Genomic DNA, 19,479 nt, shown 5'->3' on the forward strand with positions numbered 1-19,479 from the left:
GTGAAAATCGGGTAAAGGGAGAGCCTTTTTCCCGATTTTTTCAGCAAAATAATGAAATCGTTTTCAAAGGGGTGCTAAATAATTTGTTGCTTGGGAAAAAAAGAAAGTTAGGAAGAAGGATTGAAGAAATTTCAATAGGGGAGAAATTATCTATTACGGAAAAAGTTGAAGATAAGGATCTTCTGCTTTATCTAGGATTAACTGATGATGCTAATCCTCTTTATATTCAACATGATTATGCCTCGCAAACTCCATTTGAAAAACCAATGGTCCCCACTATTATGCTAACAGGCATGATTACCTCAGCCGTATCAAAATATTTGCCTGGTCCGGGAAGTCATATTATAAAGCAAGAAATAGAGTTTCAGAAACCTGTATATCATTATGAGAAAGTGGAACTCTTATTTGAAGTAATCGAAGTGAATTCGGCTGAACATTTTATTTTACTAAAAATTAACGGATTAAATGGACAAGGGGAAACGGTCATTAAGGGAACATTAAAAGTCTGCCCGCCTTACCGGCTGATGGATATTCACTCCGAGGCATTGGAAAATTTTTAACATTAGACTGTAAAGGGATGTGGACACATTCCTTTTTTTTGTCTAGCTCCAGCGCCTAACGCCTAGCAAACTTCAGGTCTCCTCCCTACGATAAGTAGTAGGCTCGAAGTCAAGTAATCTTTTCTAATTTATAATATAATGGAACAAATGATACATAAATAGCGGGGGGTATTATGAAAACGAAGGTACTAGTTGTCGATGATGAGCAATCAATCGTTACGTTACTGCAATATAATTTGGAACAAGCCGGTTTTGACGTCATAACAGCGATGGATGGTGCAGAAGGAAAACGCTTAGCAGAGCTGGAAGCGCCGGATATTATCGTTTTGGATTTAATGCTGCCGAAATTAGATGGAATGGAGGTATGTAAACAGCTAAGACAGGAAAGGATTATGACTCCGATTCTGATGTTAACAGCAAAAGACGATGAACTGGATAAAATATTAGGCTTAGAGCTTGGCGCTGATGATTATATGGTGAAACCATTTAGTCCGCGAGAGGTCATAGCGAGGGTAAAGGCCATTTTGCGAAGAACCCAAGCACAAGTGGAGACGCCTGGGGACAGAACCGCAGAAGAATTACGAATTGAGATTGGCAGTCTAAAAATTTTACCGGAAAAATATGAAGCTTATTTTCAATCTGAACTGCTTGAATTAACCTTAAAGGAATTTGAATTGCTTCATTATCTTGCACAAAACAAAAACCGTGTCCTGACCCGCGAACAATTGCTCAGCGCTGTTTGGAATTATGACTTTGCTGGTGATACTAGAATTGTCGATGTTCATATTTCTCACTTAAGAGAAAAAATTGAGAAGGATACAAGAAAGCCAGTGTATATTAAAACAGTCCGCGGGCTTGGCTATAAACTTGAGGAGCCAAAGGGAGAATGAACAAGTTTCGGACAAAGCTGCTTATTGCTCTGATTACTTTAATTATTTCAGTATTAGTCGGCTTGGGAATATTGCTTGGTCAATTGTTTAAAAGCTATTATTTGCAATCCTTCAATGAGCGGTTAAAAATTGAAAAAAATCTTCTTGGCACCTATATTGAGGAACATGGAGGGGTATCCTCATTTAAACAACAAGATGTCTTAAAAATAAGTGATATGTTAAATGTCAGGGCAACCATTACCGATCAGCACGGAAACATTTTGTATGACAGCGGTGAATTCAATGATCTTAGTTCCACTGGCCTGAAAAAAATTATTGATGATGTTGTTAAGAAAAAAATAGTAAAAGAGGCTCGCTTAGAAGAAGGAGACGGCTATGACCTCCACTACTATTGGAAGGCACTTACAAAAGACGGTCAAAAGGAAGGCTATATCTTTTTAAGTACCAAAACGGATGAATTGAACCAGGCATATAGTCAAATTTGGTGGATTCTTTCGATTAGTTTAGGTATTGCCCTGATTATGATCCTCTATTTAGCGATACGAATTACCTCCCGATATACAAAACCCATAGAAGAGGCCACCACTGTAGCAATCGAATTAGCCAAAGGGAATTATCGGGCCAGAACATCAAACAGTAAAATGGCTGAAACCGGGATGTTAGAGACAGCGATTAATCAACTTGCTAATAACTTACAAAAGATGGTAAAGACACAAGAAATGCAGCAAGACCGGCTTACGGCATTAATTGAAAATATCGGCGCAGGATTAATTCTGATTGACAGCCGCGGGATGATCAATTTAATTAATAAAGGCTATATTGAGATTTTCCAAGTGAATCCGAATGAGTATTTGAATCAATTGTATTATGAAGTCATTGAGCAAAAGGAGATATGTCAATTAGTTGCGGAAGTATTTCGCACGGAACAAAAGGTCAGAAATCAATTATTAATCCCTCTGCAAATTGAAAGAAGGTATTTTGATGTTTATGGGGTGCCAATCATCGGGTCAAACCATGTTTGGAAAGGCGTCCTGCTTGTTTTTCACGATATCACGGAAATGAAAAAACTCGAGCAAATGCGGAAGGATTTTGTTGCTAATGTTTCTCATGAGATAAAAACCCCTGTTACCTCGATAAAAGGATTTGCTGAAACCTTAATGGATGGGGCAATGAATAATAAAGAAACGCTGGAGGCCTTTCTTTCCATTATTTTAAAAGAAAGCGATCGCCTGCAGTCGCTAATTCAGGATTTATTGGAACTTTCAAAAATTGAACAACAGGGATTTCAATTGAATTTGCAGCAGGTGGATTTAAATGACTTGCTTCACGAAGTCGTAACGCTTTTAATTGGAAAGGCACAGGCAAAAAATATCCATCTGGAATTAACCACTAACGGCATACCAGTACGGATCAAAGGGGATCTAGATCGGTTAAAACAAGTCTTTATCAATATCGTTAGTAACGCGATCAACTATACCCCCGCGGATGGTTATGTAACAGTCTCTGTGAGGGATCTTGGAGATCTGGCCCAAGTTCTTGTAAAAGACTCGGGAGTGGGAATCGAGAAGGAAGAGATACCGCGGATTTTTGAGCGTTTTTACCGGGTGGATCGGGCCCGAAGCCGTGATTCTGGAGGGACTGGACTTGGACTGGCGATTGTTAAACATTTAATCGAGGCACACCATGGAAATATTCATGTCAAAAGTGAGGTTGGAAAGGGAAGCGAATTTATTATTGAACTCAAAAAACAATGACAATGGGTCTTGGAAGGTGAAACAGATGAATAAGAAAAAGCTGGTGCTGATTGATGGGAATAGCATTGCCTATCGCGCCTTTTTTGCATTACCCTTACTGAATAATGATAAAGGTATTCACACAAATGCTGTCTATGGTTTTACGATGATGCTGATGAAAATTTTGGAAGAGGAAAAGCCAACACATATGCTGGTAGCCTTTGATGCGGGAAAAACAACTTTCCGTCATAAAACCTTTGAGGAATATAAGGGCGGAAGACAAAAAACGCCGCCGGAGTTATCAGAACAATTTCCCTTTATTCGTGAACTTCTTGATGCCTATGGTATTTCCAGATATGAGCTGGAAAATTACGAGGCAGATGACATTATTGGCACCCTGTCTTTAATGGCGGAAGCAGATGGTTTTGAAGTAAAAGTCATTTCCGGAGATAAGGACTTAACTCAGCTGTCCTCAAAGGCAACCACCGTTGGCATAACCAGAAAAGGAATCACTGATATTGAGGAATACACTCCGGAGCATATTAACGAGAAATATGGGTTAACACCTGAACAAATTATCGATATGAAGGGGCTGATGGGAGATGCCTCTGATAATATCCCGGGTGTACCCGGCGTCGGGGAAAAGACAGCGATTAAACTTTTGAAAGAATTTTCAACAGTTGAGAATTTACTGCAGTCGCTTGACAAAGTTAGCGGCAATAAACTTAAGGAAAAACTGGCGGAGTTCACTGATCAGGCACTAATGAGCAAACAACTGGCAACTATTGAACGTAAGGCACCGATAGAAGTGGACTTGGGGGACATTACCTTTGAAGGATTTCAACGTGAAAAAGTCGTGAATTTGTTTAAGGAATTGGGATTTTCCTCGTTATTGGACAAGCTGGGGGAAGCTGCTCCTGAAACGCAAACAAATCGACTTGAGGAAATTGCCTTTACCATCCCGTCCGCGATAACCGAAGACTTATTTACCGAGGAAAATTATTTTTATGTTGAAATGCTCGATGATAATTACCATCATGCAGATATACTTGGCTTTTCGGTTGTCAATAAAAAGGGAGCCTTCTACTTTTCGTCAGAACTTGCCTTAAGATCAGATGTATTTAAAAACTGGGCGGAGGATGAACAAAGTAAAAAAATCGTCTATGATGCAAAGCGTTCAGAAGTCTCCCTAAGGAGATATGGAATCCATTTAAAAGGTACTGATTTTGATATTGTGATTGCTACCTATCTTCTTAATCCATCTGATTCACAGGAGGATCTTGCGGCGATTGCGAAAAAATATCAGCTTTATAATATCCAATCAGATGAATCCTTTTATGGAAAAGGGGCAAAGCAAAAGGTTCCTGAGGAATCTGTGCTTGCTGAACACCTTGTCCGAAAAGCGATAACGATGTCTGAATTAAAAGCAAAGCTCGAAGCCGAATTAAAGAAGAATGAACAATATGAATTATTTACTGAACTGGAGATGCCGCTATCCCTGATATTAGCAGATATGGAGTCAACCGGTATTAAAGTGGAGCGAAAACGTCTTGAAGCGATGGGACGGGAGCTTAATGAACGGCTGATTGAAATCGAAGAAAAGATATGCGAATTAGCTGGTGAAAAATTTAATATTAATTCCCCAAAGCAATTGGGTGTTATTTTATTTGAAAAGTTAAATCTTCCATCATTTAAGAAAACAAAAACGGGTTATTCCACATCTGCTGATGTCCTGGAAAAATTGGCTCCGCATCATGAAATTGTTGAGCATATTCTTCTCTATCGACAATTAGGAAAACTGCAATCGACTTATATTGAGGGATTGCTAAAAGTAATCGATCCAAAGACGGAAAAGATTCATACCCGATTTCAACAAACTTTGACAGCAACAGGAAGATTAAGTTCAATTGATCCCAATCTCCAGAATATCCCGATTCGCCTTGAGGAAGGCAGGAAAATTCGTCAGGCCTTCGTTCCTTCAGAGGAAGGCTGGGTTATTTTTTCCGCCGACTATTCGCAAATTGAGCTGCGTGTTCTTGCCCACATCGCCGGCGACAAAAAACTGATCCAGGCATTTAAAGATGGTATGGATATTCATACAAAAACGGCGATGGAGGTTTTTCATGTCGACAAGGATGAAGTGACCTCCAACATGAGGCGGCAGGCGAAGGCTGTTAACTTTGGAATCGTCTATGGCATCAGTGATTATGGGCTATCACAAAATTTAGGAATCAGCAGAAAAGAAGCTGGACAATTTATTGAGCGCTATTTAAACAGCTATCCGGGCGTAAAGGAATATATGGAAGACATTATTCATTCGGCAAAGCAAAAAGGTTATGTGACGACGTTACTGCAAAGGAGAAGGTACTTGCCAGATATCACCAGTCGGAATTTTAACATAAGAAGCTTTGCGGAAAGAACGGCAATGAATACCCCCATTCAAGGAAGCGCTGCTGATATCATTAAAAAGGCAATGATTGATATGGATGAAGCGTTAAAGGATAAGGGCTTGAAAACACGGTTACTCCTGCAGGTACATGACGAATTGATTTTCGAAGCTCCGGAGGAAGAAATCGAGATTCTAAAAGAATTAGTTCCACTAGTAATGGAAAATGCGATTGAATTAGATGTACCGTTAAAAGTTGATTACGCCTATGGACCAACATGGTTTGATGCTAAGTAAGGGGGATATTTGTTCATGCCGGAACTTCCAGAGGTTGAAACAGTTCGAAAAACATTAAAAAAACTAGTTCTTCATAAAACGATTGAAAATATCCAGGTTTTTTGGGCGAAAATGATCAAAAATCCGCCGGAAGTAGAACAATTTATCGACGCCCTCAAAGGCGAGACGATCGTTGAAATCAGCAGGAGAGGGAAGTTTTTACTTTTTTATACAAAAACCTATGTGCTTGTGTCACATTTAAGGATGGAAGGGAGATATGGCCTGTTTTCCAAAGATGAGCCATATGATAAGCACACACATGTGATTTTTCATTTTACCGATGGTACCGATTTAAGATACCGCGATGTCCGGAAATTCGGCACGATGCATTTATATCGCAAGGGTGAAGAATTTGCCAAGCCGCCGCTTGCCGGACTTGGTCCGGAACCTTTTTCAGACGAATTTACTATCGGTTATTTGCAGGCAAAATTAAAACAGACTCATCGGAAAATTAAACCTGCTTTGCTGGATCAAAGCCTGCTTGTCGGCCTCGGGAATATTTATGTGGACGAATCGCTTTTCCGTGCCGGTATCCATCCGGAAAGACTGGCAAGTTCCCTAACGAAAAAAGAAGTCGCCCTTTTGCATCGTGAAATTGTGGCAACCTTATCGGAAGCCGTTGAGAAGGGGGGAAGCACGATCCGCTCATATGTGAACTCCCAAGGTGAAATCGGGATGTTTCAGCTTCAATTATTGGTCTACGGACGGAACGGGGAAGAATGTAAAAAATGCGGCCGTCCCCTTGTAAAAACAACTGTCGGCGGCAGGGGCACACATTATTGTCCACACTGCCAAAAGCTTAAGAAGAGAAGGAATTAAGAAGAGAGAATAATTAAAACACAATGGATAGGCTCCTGCCATATACTATCGTAGTGATTTTGGAGGAAGGAGTCCTTGACAACATGGGTCCATTATTCTCACTTCTTATTTTAGCCTTTGCTCTAAGTCTTGATAGTTTTAGCGTCGGCTTAACCTACGGATTAAGAAAAATGATCATGCCGCTAAAGTCAATTATGATTATCGCAATCTGTTCGGGGCTAACGTTGTTAATTGCGATATCGATTGGACATGGGCTTGAAAAGGTACTATCACCCAAAATAACTACCAGCTTGGGCGGTTTCATTTTAATTGTCCTGGGAGCGTGGGTGTTATATCAATTTTTTCGTCCCGATAAAGAGAAGGAAATCCTCAAGCAAGAAAAAACCATTGTAAATTTTGAAATCCGCTCCCTTGGATTGGCCATTAACATTCTAAAAAAGCCGATGTCTGCTGATTTTGATCAATCCGGGACAATTACCGGCATTGAAGCCTTAATGCTGGGGTTTGCCTTATCGCTTGATTCCTTTGGCGCCGGCATTGGAGCTGCAATGTTGGGCTTTTCACCAATTTATTTAGCCGGTTTGGTAACTGTGATGAGTTTCTTATTTTTACTTTTAGGTATTAAAAGCGGTACTTTTTTACATCGTTTTCATTGGGTGCAGCGGTTTACCTTTTTGCCGGGAATCTTACTAATTATTATTGGTATTTGGAAAATCTGATCGATTAGAAAGGAAAAGAGTATGTCATTAGTTGTCGGTTTAACAGGCGGAATTGCCAGTGGAAAAAGCACCGTATCTAATATGTTGAAAGAAATGAATATAACCGTTATTGATGCAGATGTTGAATCACGTCTTGCCGTACAAAAAGGTGAGCCAGCCTACAGGAAGATCATAGCCGAATTTGGCCGGGAGATTTTACTTGAAAATGGTGAAATCGACCGAGCTGCACTTGGTTCAATTATCTTCCATCAAGAGGAGAAAAGACTGCTCTTGAACCAGATTGTTCATCCGGAAGTCAGAAGAAGAATGAACGAGAAAGTCAAACAGGCAAAGCTTCATCATGAGGAAATAATCGTTCTTGATATCCCGTTATTATTCGAAAGTAACTTAACTTATATGGCAGATAAAACACTCCTTGTATATGTAGACGAGGAGATCCAATTAAAAAGGTTAATGGAGCGAAACCATTTATCCGCGGCGGAGGCGGAGGCAAGGATTCAGTCACAAATGCCCCTCTCCGCTAAGTTAACTCTCGCTGATGCCGTCATAAACAATAATGGTACGCTCAGAGAAACGAAAAGGCAACTGATGAAAATCCTTGCCGACTGGGGCATTCACAAGGAGTAAATGTTGACTGAAAAAGGGACCAATATGGTTCCTTTTTATTTGGTTAAGAGTATTTTTTTAAAAATAAAACTTTATAAAAAATGAGCTATTTATTTATCACAGTTAAGGTTAAATGTGTTATACTAATAACATCAGACAAAGATATAAAGTATAACATTAATACGGAAGGGGCCGTACGATGGGGACTAGAATTGCAATTAACGGATTTGGGAGAATTGGAAGGATGGTTTTTAGACAAGCAATCCTTGAAAATAAATTGGATGTTGTCGCTGTTAACGCCAGCTATCCTGCAGAAACATTAGCTCATTTAATAAAATATGATACAAGTCATGGTACCTTTCAGGGAGATGTCCTTGCTTTAGATGATGAAATGATTGTAAATGGCAAACGTGTCAAGCTATTAAGCAATCGCAATCCGGAACAGCTCCCTTGGAAAGAGCTGGGGATTGACATCGTCATTGAGGCGACTGGGAAATTTAATTCCCGGGAAAAAGCAGCGCTGCATTTGGCGGCGGGAGCAAAGAAGGTCATTTTAACTGCACCAGGTAAAAATGAGGATGTTACTATCGTTATGGGTGTAAATGAGGAAATGCTTAATGTGGAAGAACATGATGTGATTTCAAATGCTTCTTGTACAACCAACTGCCTTGCTCCAGTCGCCAAGGTATTGGATGAGAAGTTCGGAATCGAAAGCGGGTTAATGACGACTGTTCATGCATACACAAATGACCAAAAAAATATTGATAATCCACATAAAGATTTGCGAAGAGCCCGTGCATGTGCACAATCCATAATACCGACCACAACAGGTGCGGCCAAAGCATTATCCCTTGTACTGCCACAATTAAAAGGAAAATTGCATGGAATGGCGCTCCGCGTGCCGACACCAAATGTCTCGCTTGTTGATCTGGTCGTTGATCTTAAAACAGATGTGACCATTGAGGAGGTAAATAATGCCTTTATTGAGGCGGCCCATGGTCCATTACAAGGAATTTTGGATTTTACGATGGAACCGCTAGTGTCAATTGATTTTAATACAAATGATCATTCCGCCACAATCGATGGGTTATCAACAATGGTACTGGGGACAAGAAAAGTGAAGGTACTGGCTTGGTATGATAATGAATGGGGCTATTCTGCCCGAGTTGTTGATTTGAGTCTGTATGTCGCAGCGGAAATGGCGAAACGCTCCCAAGTGAAGGTAAGTTAACCAATTTATCCTGAATGAATGACTAGACAAAAGGTGTACAGCTGTGCACCTTTTTTATATTTTTTCGGGTAATGTTTTATAATAATACATAAGGATATTAAGAAGGGGGTCACTTGCATGGCTTTTTTGGTCAGTTTATTTACCCGTTATAAGAGAGAAATTGAGACATCTGATAAACAGCCGGATGAGAGCTTAAAAACACATTATTATAAAGCAGCTTATCAACAAGTATTTGCTTCTGTTGAAAAGGTATTTAGAGATGATGCTGATTGCCGGATCACCACTGTTTCACAGGAACGCGGCGAAATCGCTGTTGAAATCAGTAAGCCTTTTAACTGTTTCCTGGTGGCGACAATTGTTTCTGTCAAGCCGTTGGAAACGGCTGTCGACTTTACCATTTCTTCAGAAAAGTTTTCGTTATTAGGTATTTATCCTGATTTAAAAAAGCGAATCAACTCCTATTTTAATAAAATTAATCAAGTACATACGAATATTTCTCTGAAATGAAATTAATCCATACTTCTACTTGTCGTTTTGACAACTTTTTTATAAGATAAGATTAGGAAAATTATCGGATTTTGTTAGGGATTATTGTGTCAGAGTTGGAGTTGATTCTATAATGAAATGCCCTTCATGTCAGCACTATGGTACACGTGTACTGGATTCTCGACCGGTCGATGAAGGACGAGCAACAAGAAGAAGACGGGAATGTGAAGAATGCGGCTATCGGTTTACGACTTTTGAAAAAATTGAAGAGATTCCCTTAATCGTCGTAAAGAAAGAAGGAACAAGGGAAGAATTTAGCCGAGATAAAATCTTAAGAGGCTTAATCAAAGCCTGTGAAAAACGGCCTGTTGCTTTAAAAGAGCTGGAAGACATTACCCATGGTGTTGAAAAAGAGCTTCGAAATAAGGGGATTTCGGAAATAAAAAGCGAGGTAATTGGTGAAATGGTCATGGACAGATTAGCCAAGGTTGATGAGGTCGCGTATGTCCGCTTTGCATCTGTTTATCGCCAATTTAAAGATATCAATGTTTTTATTGATGAGTTAAAAGAATTGATAAAAAAAGAAAAATCATAGGGAGCTAAAGGGTTCTTTGGCTCCTTTTTTCAATCTAGGAAAAAATAAAGGGAAAGGTGAAATCGTATGGCGCAGCATTGGCAGGAAATTCTCCCGATTGATCGTTATGTTGTAACGGCAAGCGGGTTACTCCATGAGTATGATCGCAAAGTGCTTACATTTTTATACCAGCCCTTAATTGGCTCAACCTGTTTTAGCTTATACATGACTCTTTGGGGAGAGCTCGAGGAAAATAGACTGTGGTCTGAAACCTCTACACATCATTTGTTAATGAACCTTTTGGATATGAATTTAAAGGAGATTTATGAAGCACGGCTAAAGCTTGAAGGGATTGGATTACTTAAGGCTTATGTTAAAACGGATGAAGGGGAACGATCCTTTATTTACGAATTGTCGCCACCCTTAAATCCTCAGGCATTTTTTATGGACGGTATGTTAAATATTTTCCTATATCAAAAAATCGGCAAAAAACATTTTTTGCGGCTGAAACGATTTTTTTCCGTCCCGCTAATTCCTAAGGATAAGGAGTATCAGGACGTAACACGATCTTTTCATGATGTCTTTGCATCTGCAACCCCTGAGAGTCTTCAATACATGCAGGATATTTCCGGCGATCTTGAGTCAGAAGCTAATAAGCAATTTATTGGTCGGCATGAACAAAAGGGGATTCAAATCGATCCTAATACTTTTGATTTTAGCCTATTAATGGCAGGATTAAATGAATCACTTGTACCTAAAAAAGCCATAACATCAAAGGTAAAAGAAGTTATTAGCATTTTAGCGTTTTTATACAATATAGATCCAATTGAAATGAAAAAGTTTATTTTAGGTGCTCTTGATGAAACAGATGAAATTAACATCGAAGAACTAAGAAAAGGTGTACGGGATTGGTATCAATTTGTTAATTACGATCAACTTCCTAGTCTAATTAGTCGTACACAGCCAGTTGCCTATCATGTTCAATTAACAGAACCGAAGACACCGGAGGAAAAATTAATTCGTTCTTATGAAACAACCTCCCCTTTAACTGTTTTTAAAGAGCTTTCTGGTGGAGTAGAGCCAGCAACTTCGGATTTAAAAACATTAGAAGAAGTAATGATTAAATATAAGCTTCCACCAGGTGTGGTAAATGTCTTGATCGATTATGTAATGAGAAAAACAGACATGAAATTTACAAAGGGATTAGTTGAATCCATTGCCAGCCATTGGGCGAGAAAACAAATAAAAACGGTTAAAGAAGCAATGGAAGTAGCTAAAAGTGAAAATTGGTCAAACGAAGGGAAAACCAGCGGTAGAAACACAAGAAAAAAACCAATTCGAACGGAAATCCTGCCAGACTGGTTTGATGAGCAGGAGCAATCAAAACAGCCGAATAAAAAACAACAGGCCAGAAATGCTGATTTAGCGGCTAAAAAACGGGAAATTGAAGAGATGTTGAAGGCATTTGACGACTAGGGGGTGATCCGCCATGGAAAAAATTAATCAAACACTAAAACGCTTAGCTTCACATGAAAATTTTCAAAAGCGCTATGAAAAAATGCGTCAGGAAATCCTCGCTCATCCCGATATCAAGGCATTTATCAGAGAAAACCAGAGTAAAATCAGTCCGGAAATAATTGAAAAAAGCTTAAACAAACTTTATGAATATATCAACCAAAGCAAAGAATGTAATAAATGTGAAAGTCTTGAAGGTTGTATCAATATGATGAAAGGGTACCACCCGGAATTGGTGCTGACAAGAAATTCGATTGATGTTCGTTATGACCGCTGTCCACGGAAGATTCTGGATGATGAAAAGCGAAAAAATGAACGGCTTATTAAAAGTTTATACGTTCCGAAAGATATTCTGACAGCCACGTTCGAAGATTTTGAACATGATGCCGAGAGGATTGATGCTGCCCAAAAGGCTGCTGCCTTTCTCTTGAATTATGAGCATGGAAAAACAACAAAAGGATTATATTTTTATGGCAAATTTGGTGTTGGAAAATCCTATTTATTAGGAGCGATTGCCAATAAATTAGCAAAAAAACAAATTTCTTCGATGATTGTTTACGTTCCGGAATTGTTTCGTGAAATGAAAAGTGCGATTGCCGATGCTACCTTAAACGATAAAATTGAGGCGTTAAAGAAGGAACCGATTCTGATGCTTGACGATATTGGTGCTGAGTCCGTTTCAAGCTGGACGAGAGATGAGGTGCTTGGACCCATACTTCAATTTAGAATGCTTGAAAGTCTGCCAACCTTTTTTACTTCCAATTTTGATCTCGAAGGCTTAGAGCATCATTTAGCCCATAGCCAGCGTGGTGAAGAAGAAAAAGTGAAGGCTCGAAGAATCCTGGAGCGGATTCGTGCTGTTAGTGAACCGGTTCTTGTTGGCGGCCCGAACCGGCGAGGTTAAAATAATTTATATGTTTTAATGAGGACTGTCCGAAATTGGGCAGTCCTTTTTAAATGTTCGTGTTTTCGAAGGTATTCTAATTTTAGCAAGTCCCCCATATATATTACAAACAGAGATTTTGGTAAAAGGGGGGATTTGGTTGGTAGAAATCATCTTCCAAAGCAAGTCGGATGCGATTAAATTTTATAATCATTTGCAGAAATGGTTAAAGCATGATCCAGTTTATGAAAATGTTCTTCTACATGAAGACCGACATATAGTAAAAATTTCAAATGATTCTCTTACCAATGAAATTCTCGAGGCGACTAAAGCTGCTTTCTATGAATTTATTACAACGGTCAAGCGTGATGATTGGCTGCAAGACATACTGAAAAATCAATATTATTTTGAAGATATTGAAGAACAGCAGCAAATCCTCGACATTCTTTATTCCGTACTTGATGGCGGGCGGGAAGACCTGGCCGTCTTTTTGAAAGAAACTAATTTTGAGAAAATGATTAAAGATGCTATTGATCATGTGATTGCTGACAATGTCAAGTTTTCATTTGATTCATTTTTAAAATTTCGGCTCCGCTCTTATTTGCAACTATTGCAGAACTATATCGAGATTTCTATTGACGAATATAAAATGGAGCAGGAATATCAAATGTTTGTCCAAATGCTGCGGGATTTTTTGGCGGATCGTGAACCGATAATGGCGCTTTTGCATTTATTATTCGATGATGATATTACTTTTTTCGATGAGCAGTTTGTGGAGATAAAACGAGGCGAATTAGCTAAAATGATTGATCGGAAGCTTTTGGTGAACCATCCAGTTTATATTGATTCCGCCTCGATTGCACCGCTTCTATCCCTGGCACCGACAAAAATTTTTCTGTATACAAAAAATGCCGAGGCTCCATTAGTCCGAACAATCAAAAATATCTTTGAAGAAAGAGTAATCATTAAGCCATTTCAGGCGCTGCGGGAAATCAAAAGCAAAAAGATCGAGGATCATTCCTCGCAACAGTATGGCTAATTGTGGCATTAATTTGTTATTTTGGGCTCGAACAACTTGATTTTTAAAAATGAAGTCATTATAATAACGTACATAGCAGAAAAGTGATATCGCTCTGTGCTGGATATGAAAGAAATACATTTAAAAGTAATGATGAGGATAACAGTATTTTTTTACGGTTTATAGAGAGGGAGGCCGCGGCTGAAAGTCTCCTAACACGAAAGAAATACTTACCACCTTTAAACTTCAACAGTAAACACTTCAACGATTGAAGTCAGTAATTGTTGACGGTTCAGCCGTTACCTGACCAGAAGTCAATTTTGTTCGGGCAATGCCCGGTGAAATTGAGAAATTTGGGTGGAACCACGTGTTAATGATAACTCGTCCCTATTGCTAGGGGCGGGTTTTTTATTTTTCGAAAAAATAAAAAGGAGGAAGAAAAAATGTCAGATGTTGTCAAAATTACGTTCCCTGATGGCGCAGTAAAGGAGTTTCCTAAGGGAACAACAACAGAAGATATTGCCGCTTCGATTAGCCCTGGTCTAAAGAAAAAAGCGATTGCCGGCAAATGGAATGGCAAAATGTATGATCTACGCCGTCCAATCTTGGAAGACGGAGCAATAGATATTGTAACGCAGGACAGACCGGAGGCGCTTGAAGTACTGCGTCATAGTACAGCCCATTTAATGGCCCAAGCGGTGAAAAGATTATATCCAAATACGAAGTTTGGTGTAGGTCCTGTCATTGAAAATGGGTTCTATTATGATATGGATTTGGAGCAGTCGCTTACACCGGAAGATCTTCCGAAAATTGAAAAGGAAATGGCCAAAATCGTGGGTGAAAACCTTGAAGTTGTCCGTAAAGAAGTGAGCCGTGCGGAAGCCGTCCAGCTTTTTAAAGAAGTGGGCGATGAGTACAAATTGGAACTCATTGAGGCGATTCCGGATGATGAAACGGTCACGATCTATCAACAGGGGGAATTCTTTGACTTATGCCGCGGCGTTCATGTGCCATCCACTGGGAAAATTAAAGTCTTCAAGTTATTAAGCATTGCCGGTGCCTATTGGCGCGGGGACAGTGACAATAAAATGCTGCAGCGTGTATACGGGACAGCGTTTTTCAAAAAGGAAGACCTGGAAGAACATCTCCGGTTGCTTGAAGAAGCAAAAGAGCGCGATCACCGTAAGCTGGGTAAAGAGCTAGACTTGTTTACAACTTCGCAAAAAGTAGGACAAGGGCTTCCGCTTTGGCTGCCAAAAGGGGCGACAATCCGCCGCATCGTCGAGCGCTATATTGTCGATAAAGAAATCAGCCTCGGCTATGACCACGTGTACACTCCAATCATGGCCAATGTTGAACTTTATAAAACTTCCGGCCACTGGGACCATTACCATGAGGATATGTTCCCGGTTATGGAAATGGACAATGAGCAACTAGTTTTACGTCCGATGAATTGTCCACATCATATGATGGTCTATAAAAATGCGATTCACAGCTATCGCGAGCTGCCAATTCGGATCGCTGAGCTTGGAACGATGCACCGCTACGAAATGTCTGGTGCCTTGTCAGGACTGCAGCGTGTGCGCGGCATGACGTTAAACGATGCTCATATCTTTGTCCGCCCGGATCAAATCAAGGAAGAGTTCCAACGGGTCGTCCAGTTGATTTTAGAGGTTTACAAGGATTTTGACATCACCGATTATTCTTTCCGTCTATCCTATCGCGACCCGCAGGATAAGGAAAAATATTTCGATGATGATGCGATGTGGGAAAAAGCTCAAAGCATGCTGAAGGAAGCGATGGATGACCTGGGCCTCGATTATTTCGAAGCGGAAGGAGAAGCAGCTTTCTATGGTCCTAAGCTAGATGTTCAAGTAAGAACAGCATTAGGGAAAGACGAAACACTATCCACCGTTCAATTGGATTTCTTATTGCCGGAACGCTTTGACTTAACTTATGTCGGTGAAGACGGCAAGCAGCATCGTCCGGTTGTCATCCACCGCGGGGTTGTCTCGACAATGGAACGTTTTGTTGCTTACTTGATTGAGGAATACAAAGGAGCATTTCCGACATGGCTTGCACCAGTCCAAGTTCAAGTCATTCCGGTTTCACCGGAGATTCATTATGACTATGCGAGAAAAGTTCAGGAACAGCTAAAAGCAGAAGGCTTCCGTGTGGAATTAGACGGCCGTGAAGAAAAAATCGGCTATAAGATTCGGGAGGCACAAATGCAAAAAATCCCATATATGCTTGTTGTCGGTGATAAGGAAGTAGCTGAACATGCCGTCAATGTTCGTAAATATGGCGAACAAAACTCCGAAACACAAAGCTTTGCCGACTTTTTAGCAGCGCTCAAAGCTGAGGTTAAAAAAGCATAATTTGGCAACGGGAGGATCTCAGCCTCCCGCTGTTATTTAAAAAACCAGTTGAATAATTTATTGTTTCCTGTTAAAATAATTTTCGTTGTCGTAAATGAAGTTCATTTGACATAATGCCTTTGTATATGATATAGTAACTAAGGTATAAAACTGAATACGATATTTTGGGAAAGAAGAAGCACCCGCTTCTCACCTGATTGACGCTATATTGGCAGTTAGCAGGTTTTAGTTGAACTCTTTTTAGTAATTTTACTATGTTCGTAAAGTGTGGGTGGTTTTCATCCGCACTTTTTTATTTGAGTATTGTCATGGATAGTAAATCCTGTTGATTCAATAGGGTGTCAGTAATCAGGTATGAAGTGTTAGCCTTGTTTGATTTTCTTGACCCGAACGAAAAGTATTCGTGATTAAACCTTGGAGGTGGCTAATTATTAGCAAAGACATGTTGTTAAATGAGGGAATTCGCGCTCGTGAAGTTCGTCTAATTGATCAAAACGGTGAGCAATTAGGGATTAAGTCTAAAAACGAAGCGTTAGAGATTGCCGGACGAGTGAATCTTGATTTAGTGCTTGTTGCACCGAACGCAAAGCCTCCGGTAGCCCGGATTATGGACTACGGCAAATTTAAATTTGAGCAGCAAAAGAAAGAAAAAGAAGCTCGTAAAAATCAAAAGATCATTACGACCAAAGAAGTGCGTTTAAGTCCAACAATTGATGAGCATGACTTTAATACAAAGCTTCGCAATGCTATTAAATTTTTGGAAAAAGGCGATAAGGTAAAAGCTTCGATCCGCTTTAAAGGTCGGGCAATTACTCACAAAGAAATCGGTCAAAAAGTATTGGATCGATTTGCTGATGCTTGCAAGGAAGTAGCTTCGATTGAAGCCCACCCAAAAATGGATGGCCGGAGCATGTTCTTGGTTTTAGCACCGAAAAATGATAAGTAATAAGGAGGATATCCCAAATGCCAAAAATGAAAACACACCGCGGCGCTGCAAAGCGTTTTAAAAAGACTGGTTCAGGTAAATTAAAACGTGATCACGCTTATACGAGCCACTTATTTGCCAATAAATCTACAAAAGCAAAACGTAAACTTCGTAAACCAGCGATTGTTTCAAATGGTGATTACAAACGCATTCGTTCTTTATTATCTAACATGAAGTAATTCGAAAGTTTCGATTATATAGGAGGGAAATTCAATGCCACGTGTAAAAGGCGGTACAGTTACTCGCAGACGTCGTAAAAAAGTTCTTAAATTAGCTAAAGGTTATTTCGGTTCAAAACATACATTATACAAAGTTGCTAACCAACAGGTTATGAAATCATTAAGCTACGCTTATCGTGACCGTCGTCAGAAAAAGCGCGATTTCCGCAAACTGTGGATTACTCGTATCAATGCAGCAGCACGTATGAACGGTCTTTCTTACAGCCGTTTAATGCACGGATTAAAGCTTGCCGGCATCGAAGTAAACCGCAAAATGCTTGCTGACTTGGCTATTAGTGATGCCAGTGCATTTAATCAATTAGCGGAAGCTGCGAAAGCACAATTGAACAAATAAAGCGGAAGCGCCTTGTCCAGGGGCGACAAGCACAAGACGAGCTGGCGAGAAGGCTGCTTTTTAGCCTTCTTGACGGATTAGCTTGTGACCTCGAGCCCCTAGGCGCTGGAGCTAGAATAAACAAATAATTTTTCAGATACAGCCATTCTCTGTGATGAGGATGGCTTTTTCTATAAAGGAGTGCTTTAACCATGAATTATAATGTCAAGGTAAAATTAATCCATAAGGATGCGATGTTACCCTTCCAAGCAAATCCGGGGGATGCAGGATTAGATTTATTTGCTGCAGAAGAAAAACTGATAAAACCAGGAGAAGCGGAATTAATTCGTACAGGGATTATATTAGAGCTACCGGAAGGAACGGAAGCGCAGGTAAGGCCGAGAAGCGGCTTAGCATTAAAACATTCCGTCACCGTCTTAAATAGTCCCGGTACGATTGACGAGGGTTACAGAGGGGAAGTAAAAGTCATCCTCATCAATCATGGAAAAGAAGAATTTAAAGTCGAAAAACAAATGCGAATCGCCCAAATGGTGATTGCCCCGGTTGCCAAAGTTGATATCACTCAAGTCGAAGAGATAGCTGATTCCGAGAGAGGTGCAGGAGGCTTTGGATCCTCCGGGATAAAGTAAAATGAAAGAGATGATCCCATAGGTAAAGATAGTTGAAGGATTTTTGAATATGTTTAAGGTTTGTTTCCACAGCCGGCTCATGTTGAATTTATCTCGCAATTCATTTTAAAAAAGCCCTCCCCGAAAATATACGGGGGAGGGTTTCTCTGTCTCAAAAGAATAAATCGAGAATGAAATAGCATATTGCTGCAAGAGTAGCGGAAATAGGCAAGGTAATGACCCAAGTAATGAGCATCCTTTGCGCCGTGCCCCACTTGACTCCTTTCAGACGATGAGAAGCACCAACTCCTAGAATGGATGAAGAAATCACATGTGTTGTGCTGACAGGCATGTGAAGAAACGTTGCGCCAAAGATTACGGCAGCTCCCGTCAAATCAGCTGCGACCCCGGAGACAGGGCGGATTTTCATGATTTTGCCGCCGACGGTTTTAATAATTTTCCAACCACCCAAGGCGGTTCCCAATGCCATTGAAAGAGCACAAATAAATTGCACCCAGAACTGAATATCATTGGAACTTTGATAATTATTGACGATCAAGGCCATTGTAATAATTCCCATGGCCTTTTGCGCGTCGTTAGTTCCGTGAGAGTATGACTGTAAAGCAGCGGTGGCAATCTGGATGTGCCTAAATCGTTTGTTGGTTTTCGGCAAATTACTATTTTTGAAGACCAATTTAATAATACTATAGACGATATACCCTACTCCGAATGCTAGAAGCGGGGATAAAAGGAGTGCCTTTATAATGGCAATAAAACCACTATAATTTAATGTGTTGAACCCTGCAGCGGCAATAGCAGCACCGGCAATGGCCCCAATTAACGCATGGGATGAACTGCTTGGAATCCCATAGTACCAAGTGACTAAATTCCAGATGATCGCAGCCGCTAACGCTGCAAGGATCACGGTCGATCCGTTTTCAAGAGTAAAAGGATTGACAATATCCTTCGTAATGGTTTTTGCCACCCCTGTAAATGTCATTGCACCGACAAAGTTCATCACGGAAGCCAATATAATCGCACGTCTTGGGCTGAGTGCTTTTGTCGAAACGGATGTCGCAATCGCATTTGCCGTATCATGAAACCCATTAATAAAATCAAATACGACCGCAAAAACAACAATTAAAATTGTAAGGATAAGGATTGTATTCATGCTAGTTG

Annotated in this window: 19 protein-coding genes and 1 other annotated feature; of the genes, 18 read left to right on the forward strand and 1 reads right to left on the reverse strand. The window is 40.1% G+C overall.

Annotated elements, in window-relative coordinates:
• Positions 1 to 83: 83 nt before the first annotated feature.
• From JK635_RS02715 to dut, 18 genes are all read left to right on the forward strand, one after another.
• Positions 84 to 560, forward strand: coding sequence for a MaoC/PaaZ C-terminal domain-containing protein (locus JK635_RS02715; RefSeq protein WP_202652701.1), 477 nt, complete (start codon positions 84 to 86; stop codon positions 558 to 560).
• Positions 561 to 733: 173 nt separating this feature from the next.
• The gene (locus JK635_RS02720) at positions 734 to 1,450 is read left to right on the forward strand and encodes a response regulator transcription factor (protein ID WP_202652164.1); all 717 of its coding nucleotides are present in this window, start codon (positions 734 to 736) and stop codon (positions 1,448 to 1,450) included.
• Positions 1,447 to 3,204 carry a two-component system histidine kinase PnpS gene (gene pnpS, locus JK635_RS02725; protein ID WP_202652166.1) on the forward strand — a complete coding sequence of 586 codons (1,758 nt, stop codon included), beginning with the start codon at positions 1,447 to 1,449 and terminating at the stop codon, positions 3,202 to 3,204. Before JK635_RS02720 ends, pnpS begins: the two co-directional genes overlap by 4 nt.
• 25 nt (positions 3,205 to 3,229) lie before the next feature.
• Positions 3,230 to 5,866, forward strand: a complete 2,637-nt coding sequence (gene polA, locus JK635_RS02730; protein WP_202652168.1) for a DNA polymerase I — start codon at positions 3,230 to 3,232, stop codon at positions 5,864 to 5,866.
• A 15-nt stretch (positions 5,867 to 5,881) separates the two neighbouring features.
• On the forward strand, positions 5,882 to 6,724 hold the full coding sequence (mutM, locus tag JK635_RS02735) for a DNA-formamidopyrimidine glycosylase (RefSeq protein WP_202652170.1): 843 nt from the start codon (positions 5,882 to 5,884) through the stop codon (positions 6,722 to 6,724).
• Between the two features lie 83 nt (positions 6,725 to 6,807).
• A complete protein-coding gene (ytaF, locus tag JK635_RS02740; protein WP_202652172.1) occupies positions 6,808 to 7,443 on the forward strand; it encodes a sporulation membrane protein YtaF in 636 nt (211 codons plus the stop codon).
• 21 nt (positions 7,444 to 7,464) lie between these two features.
• Positions 7,465 to 8,070 (forward strand): dephospho-CoA kinase, encoded by a 606-nt coding sequence (coaE, locus tag JK635_RS02745; protein WP_202652173.1) that lies wholly within the window; start codon positions 7,465 to 7,467, stop codon positions 8,068 to 8,070.
• Between the two features lie 178 nt (positions 8,071 to 8,248).
• The gene (locus JK635_RS02750; RefSeq protein ID WP_202652175.1) at positions 8,249 to 9,280 is read left to right on the forward strand and encodes a glyceraldehyde-3-phosphate dehydrogenase; all 1,032 of its coding nucleotides are present in this window, start codon (positions 8,249 to 8,251) and stop codon (positions 9,278 to 9,280) included.
• Positions 9,281 to 9,397: 117 nt separating this feature from the next.
• On the forward strand, positions 9,398 to 9,787 hold the full coding sequence (locus JK635_RS02755) for a hypothetical protein (protein WP_202652177.1): 390 nt from the start codon (positions 9,398 to 9,400) through the stop codon (positions 9,785 to 9,787).
• 112 nt (positions 9,788 to 9,899) lie between these two features.
• The gene (gene nrdR / locus JK635_RS02760) at positions 9,900 to 10,361 is read left to right on the forward strand and encodes a transcriptional regulator NrdR (protein ID WP_202652179.1); all 462 of its coding nucleotides are present in this window, start codon (positions 9,900 to 9,902) and stop codon (positions 10,359 to 10,361) included.
• Between the two features lie 66 nt (positions 10,362 to 10,427).
• The gene (locus tag JK635_RS02765; protein WP_202652180.1) at positions 10,428 to 11,816 is read left to right on the forward strand and encodes a replication initiation and membrane attachment family protein; all 1,389 of its coding nucleotides are present in this window, start codon (positions 10,428 to 10,430) and stop codon (positions 11,814 to 11,816) included.
• Positions 11,817 to 11,829: 13 nt separating this feature from the next.
• On the forward strand, positions 11,830 to 12,759 hold the full coding sequence (dnaI, locus tag JK635_RS02770) for a primosomal protein DnaI (protein ID WP_202652182.1): 930 nt from the start codon (positions 11,830 to 11,832) through the stop codon (positions 12,757 to 12,759).
• Between the two features lie 139 nt (positions 12,760 to 12,898).
• Entirely contained in the window at positions 12,899 to 13,777 is an 879-nt protein-coding gene (ytxC, locus tag JK635_RS02775; RefSeq protein WP_202652184.1) for a putative sporulation protein YtxC, read from the forward strand.
• Between the two features lie 422 nt (positions 13,778 to 14,199).
• Positions 14,200 to 16,134: a threonine--tRNA ligase gene (gene thrS, locus JK635_RS02780; protein ID WP_202652186.1), complete on the forward strand. Its 1,935-nt coding sequence runs from the start codon at positions 14,200 to 14,202 to the stop codon at positions 16,132 to 16,134.
• Between the two features lie 164 nt (positions 16,135 to 16,298).
• Positions 16,299 to 16,434 (forward strand) — a sequence feature (ribosomal protein L20 leader region).
• Positions 16,435 to 16,576: 142 nt separating this feature from the next.
• Positions 16,577 to 17,080, forward strand: a complete 504-nt coding sequence (infC, locus tag JK635_RS02785; protein WP_202652703.1) for a translation initiation factor IF-3 — start codon at positions 16,577 to 16,579, stop codon at positions 17,078 to 17,080.
• A gap of 17 nt (positions 17,081 to 17,097) precedes the next feature.
• Positions 17,098 to 17,298 carry a 50S ribosomal protein L35 gene (rpmI, locus tag JK635_RS02790; protein WP_202652189.1) on the forward strand — a complete coding sequence of 67 codons (201 nt, stop codon included), beginning with the start codon at positions 17,098 to 17,100 and terminating at the stop codon, positions 17,296 to 17,298.
• Positions 17,299 to 17,332: 34 nt separating this feature from the next.
• A complete protein-coding gene (gene rplT, locus JK635_RS02795; RefSeq protein ID WP_202652190.1) occupies positions 17,333 to 17,692 on the forward strand; it encodes a 50S ribosomal protein L20 in 360 nt (119 codons plus the stop codon).
• Between the two features lie 191 nt (positions 17,693 to 17,883).
• The gene (gene dut / locus JK635_RS02800; RefSeq protein WP_202652192.1) at positions 17,884 to 18,321 is read left to right on the forward strand and encodes a dUTP diphosphatase; all 438 of its coding nucleotides are present in this window, start codon (positions 17,884 to 17,886) and stop codon (positions 18,319 to 18,321) included.
• A 151-nt stretch (positions 18,322 to 18,472) separates the two neighbouring features.
• On the opposite strand, the gene JK635_RS02805 is transcribed toward dut, so the two are convergent.
• The gene (locus tag JK635_RS02805) at positions 18,473 to 19,471 is read right to left on the reverse strand and encodes an inorganic phosphate transporter (RefSeq protein ID WP_202652194.1); all 999 of its coding nucleotides are present in this window, start codon (positions 19,469 to 19,471) and stop codon (positions 18,473 to 18,475) included.
• Between the last annotated feature and the right edge of the window lie 8 nt (positions 19,472 to 19,479).

Source organism: Neobacillus paridis (assembly GCF_016765675.1).
Classification (GTDB): Bacteria; Bacillota; Bacilli; order Bacillales; family Cytobacillaceae; genus Neobacillus; species Neobacillus paridis.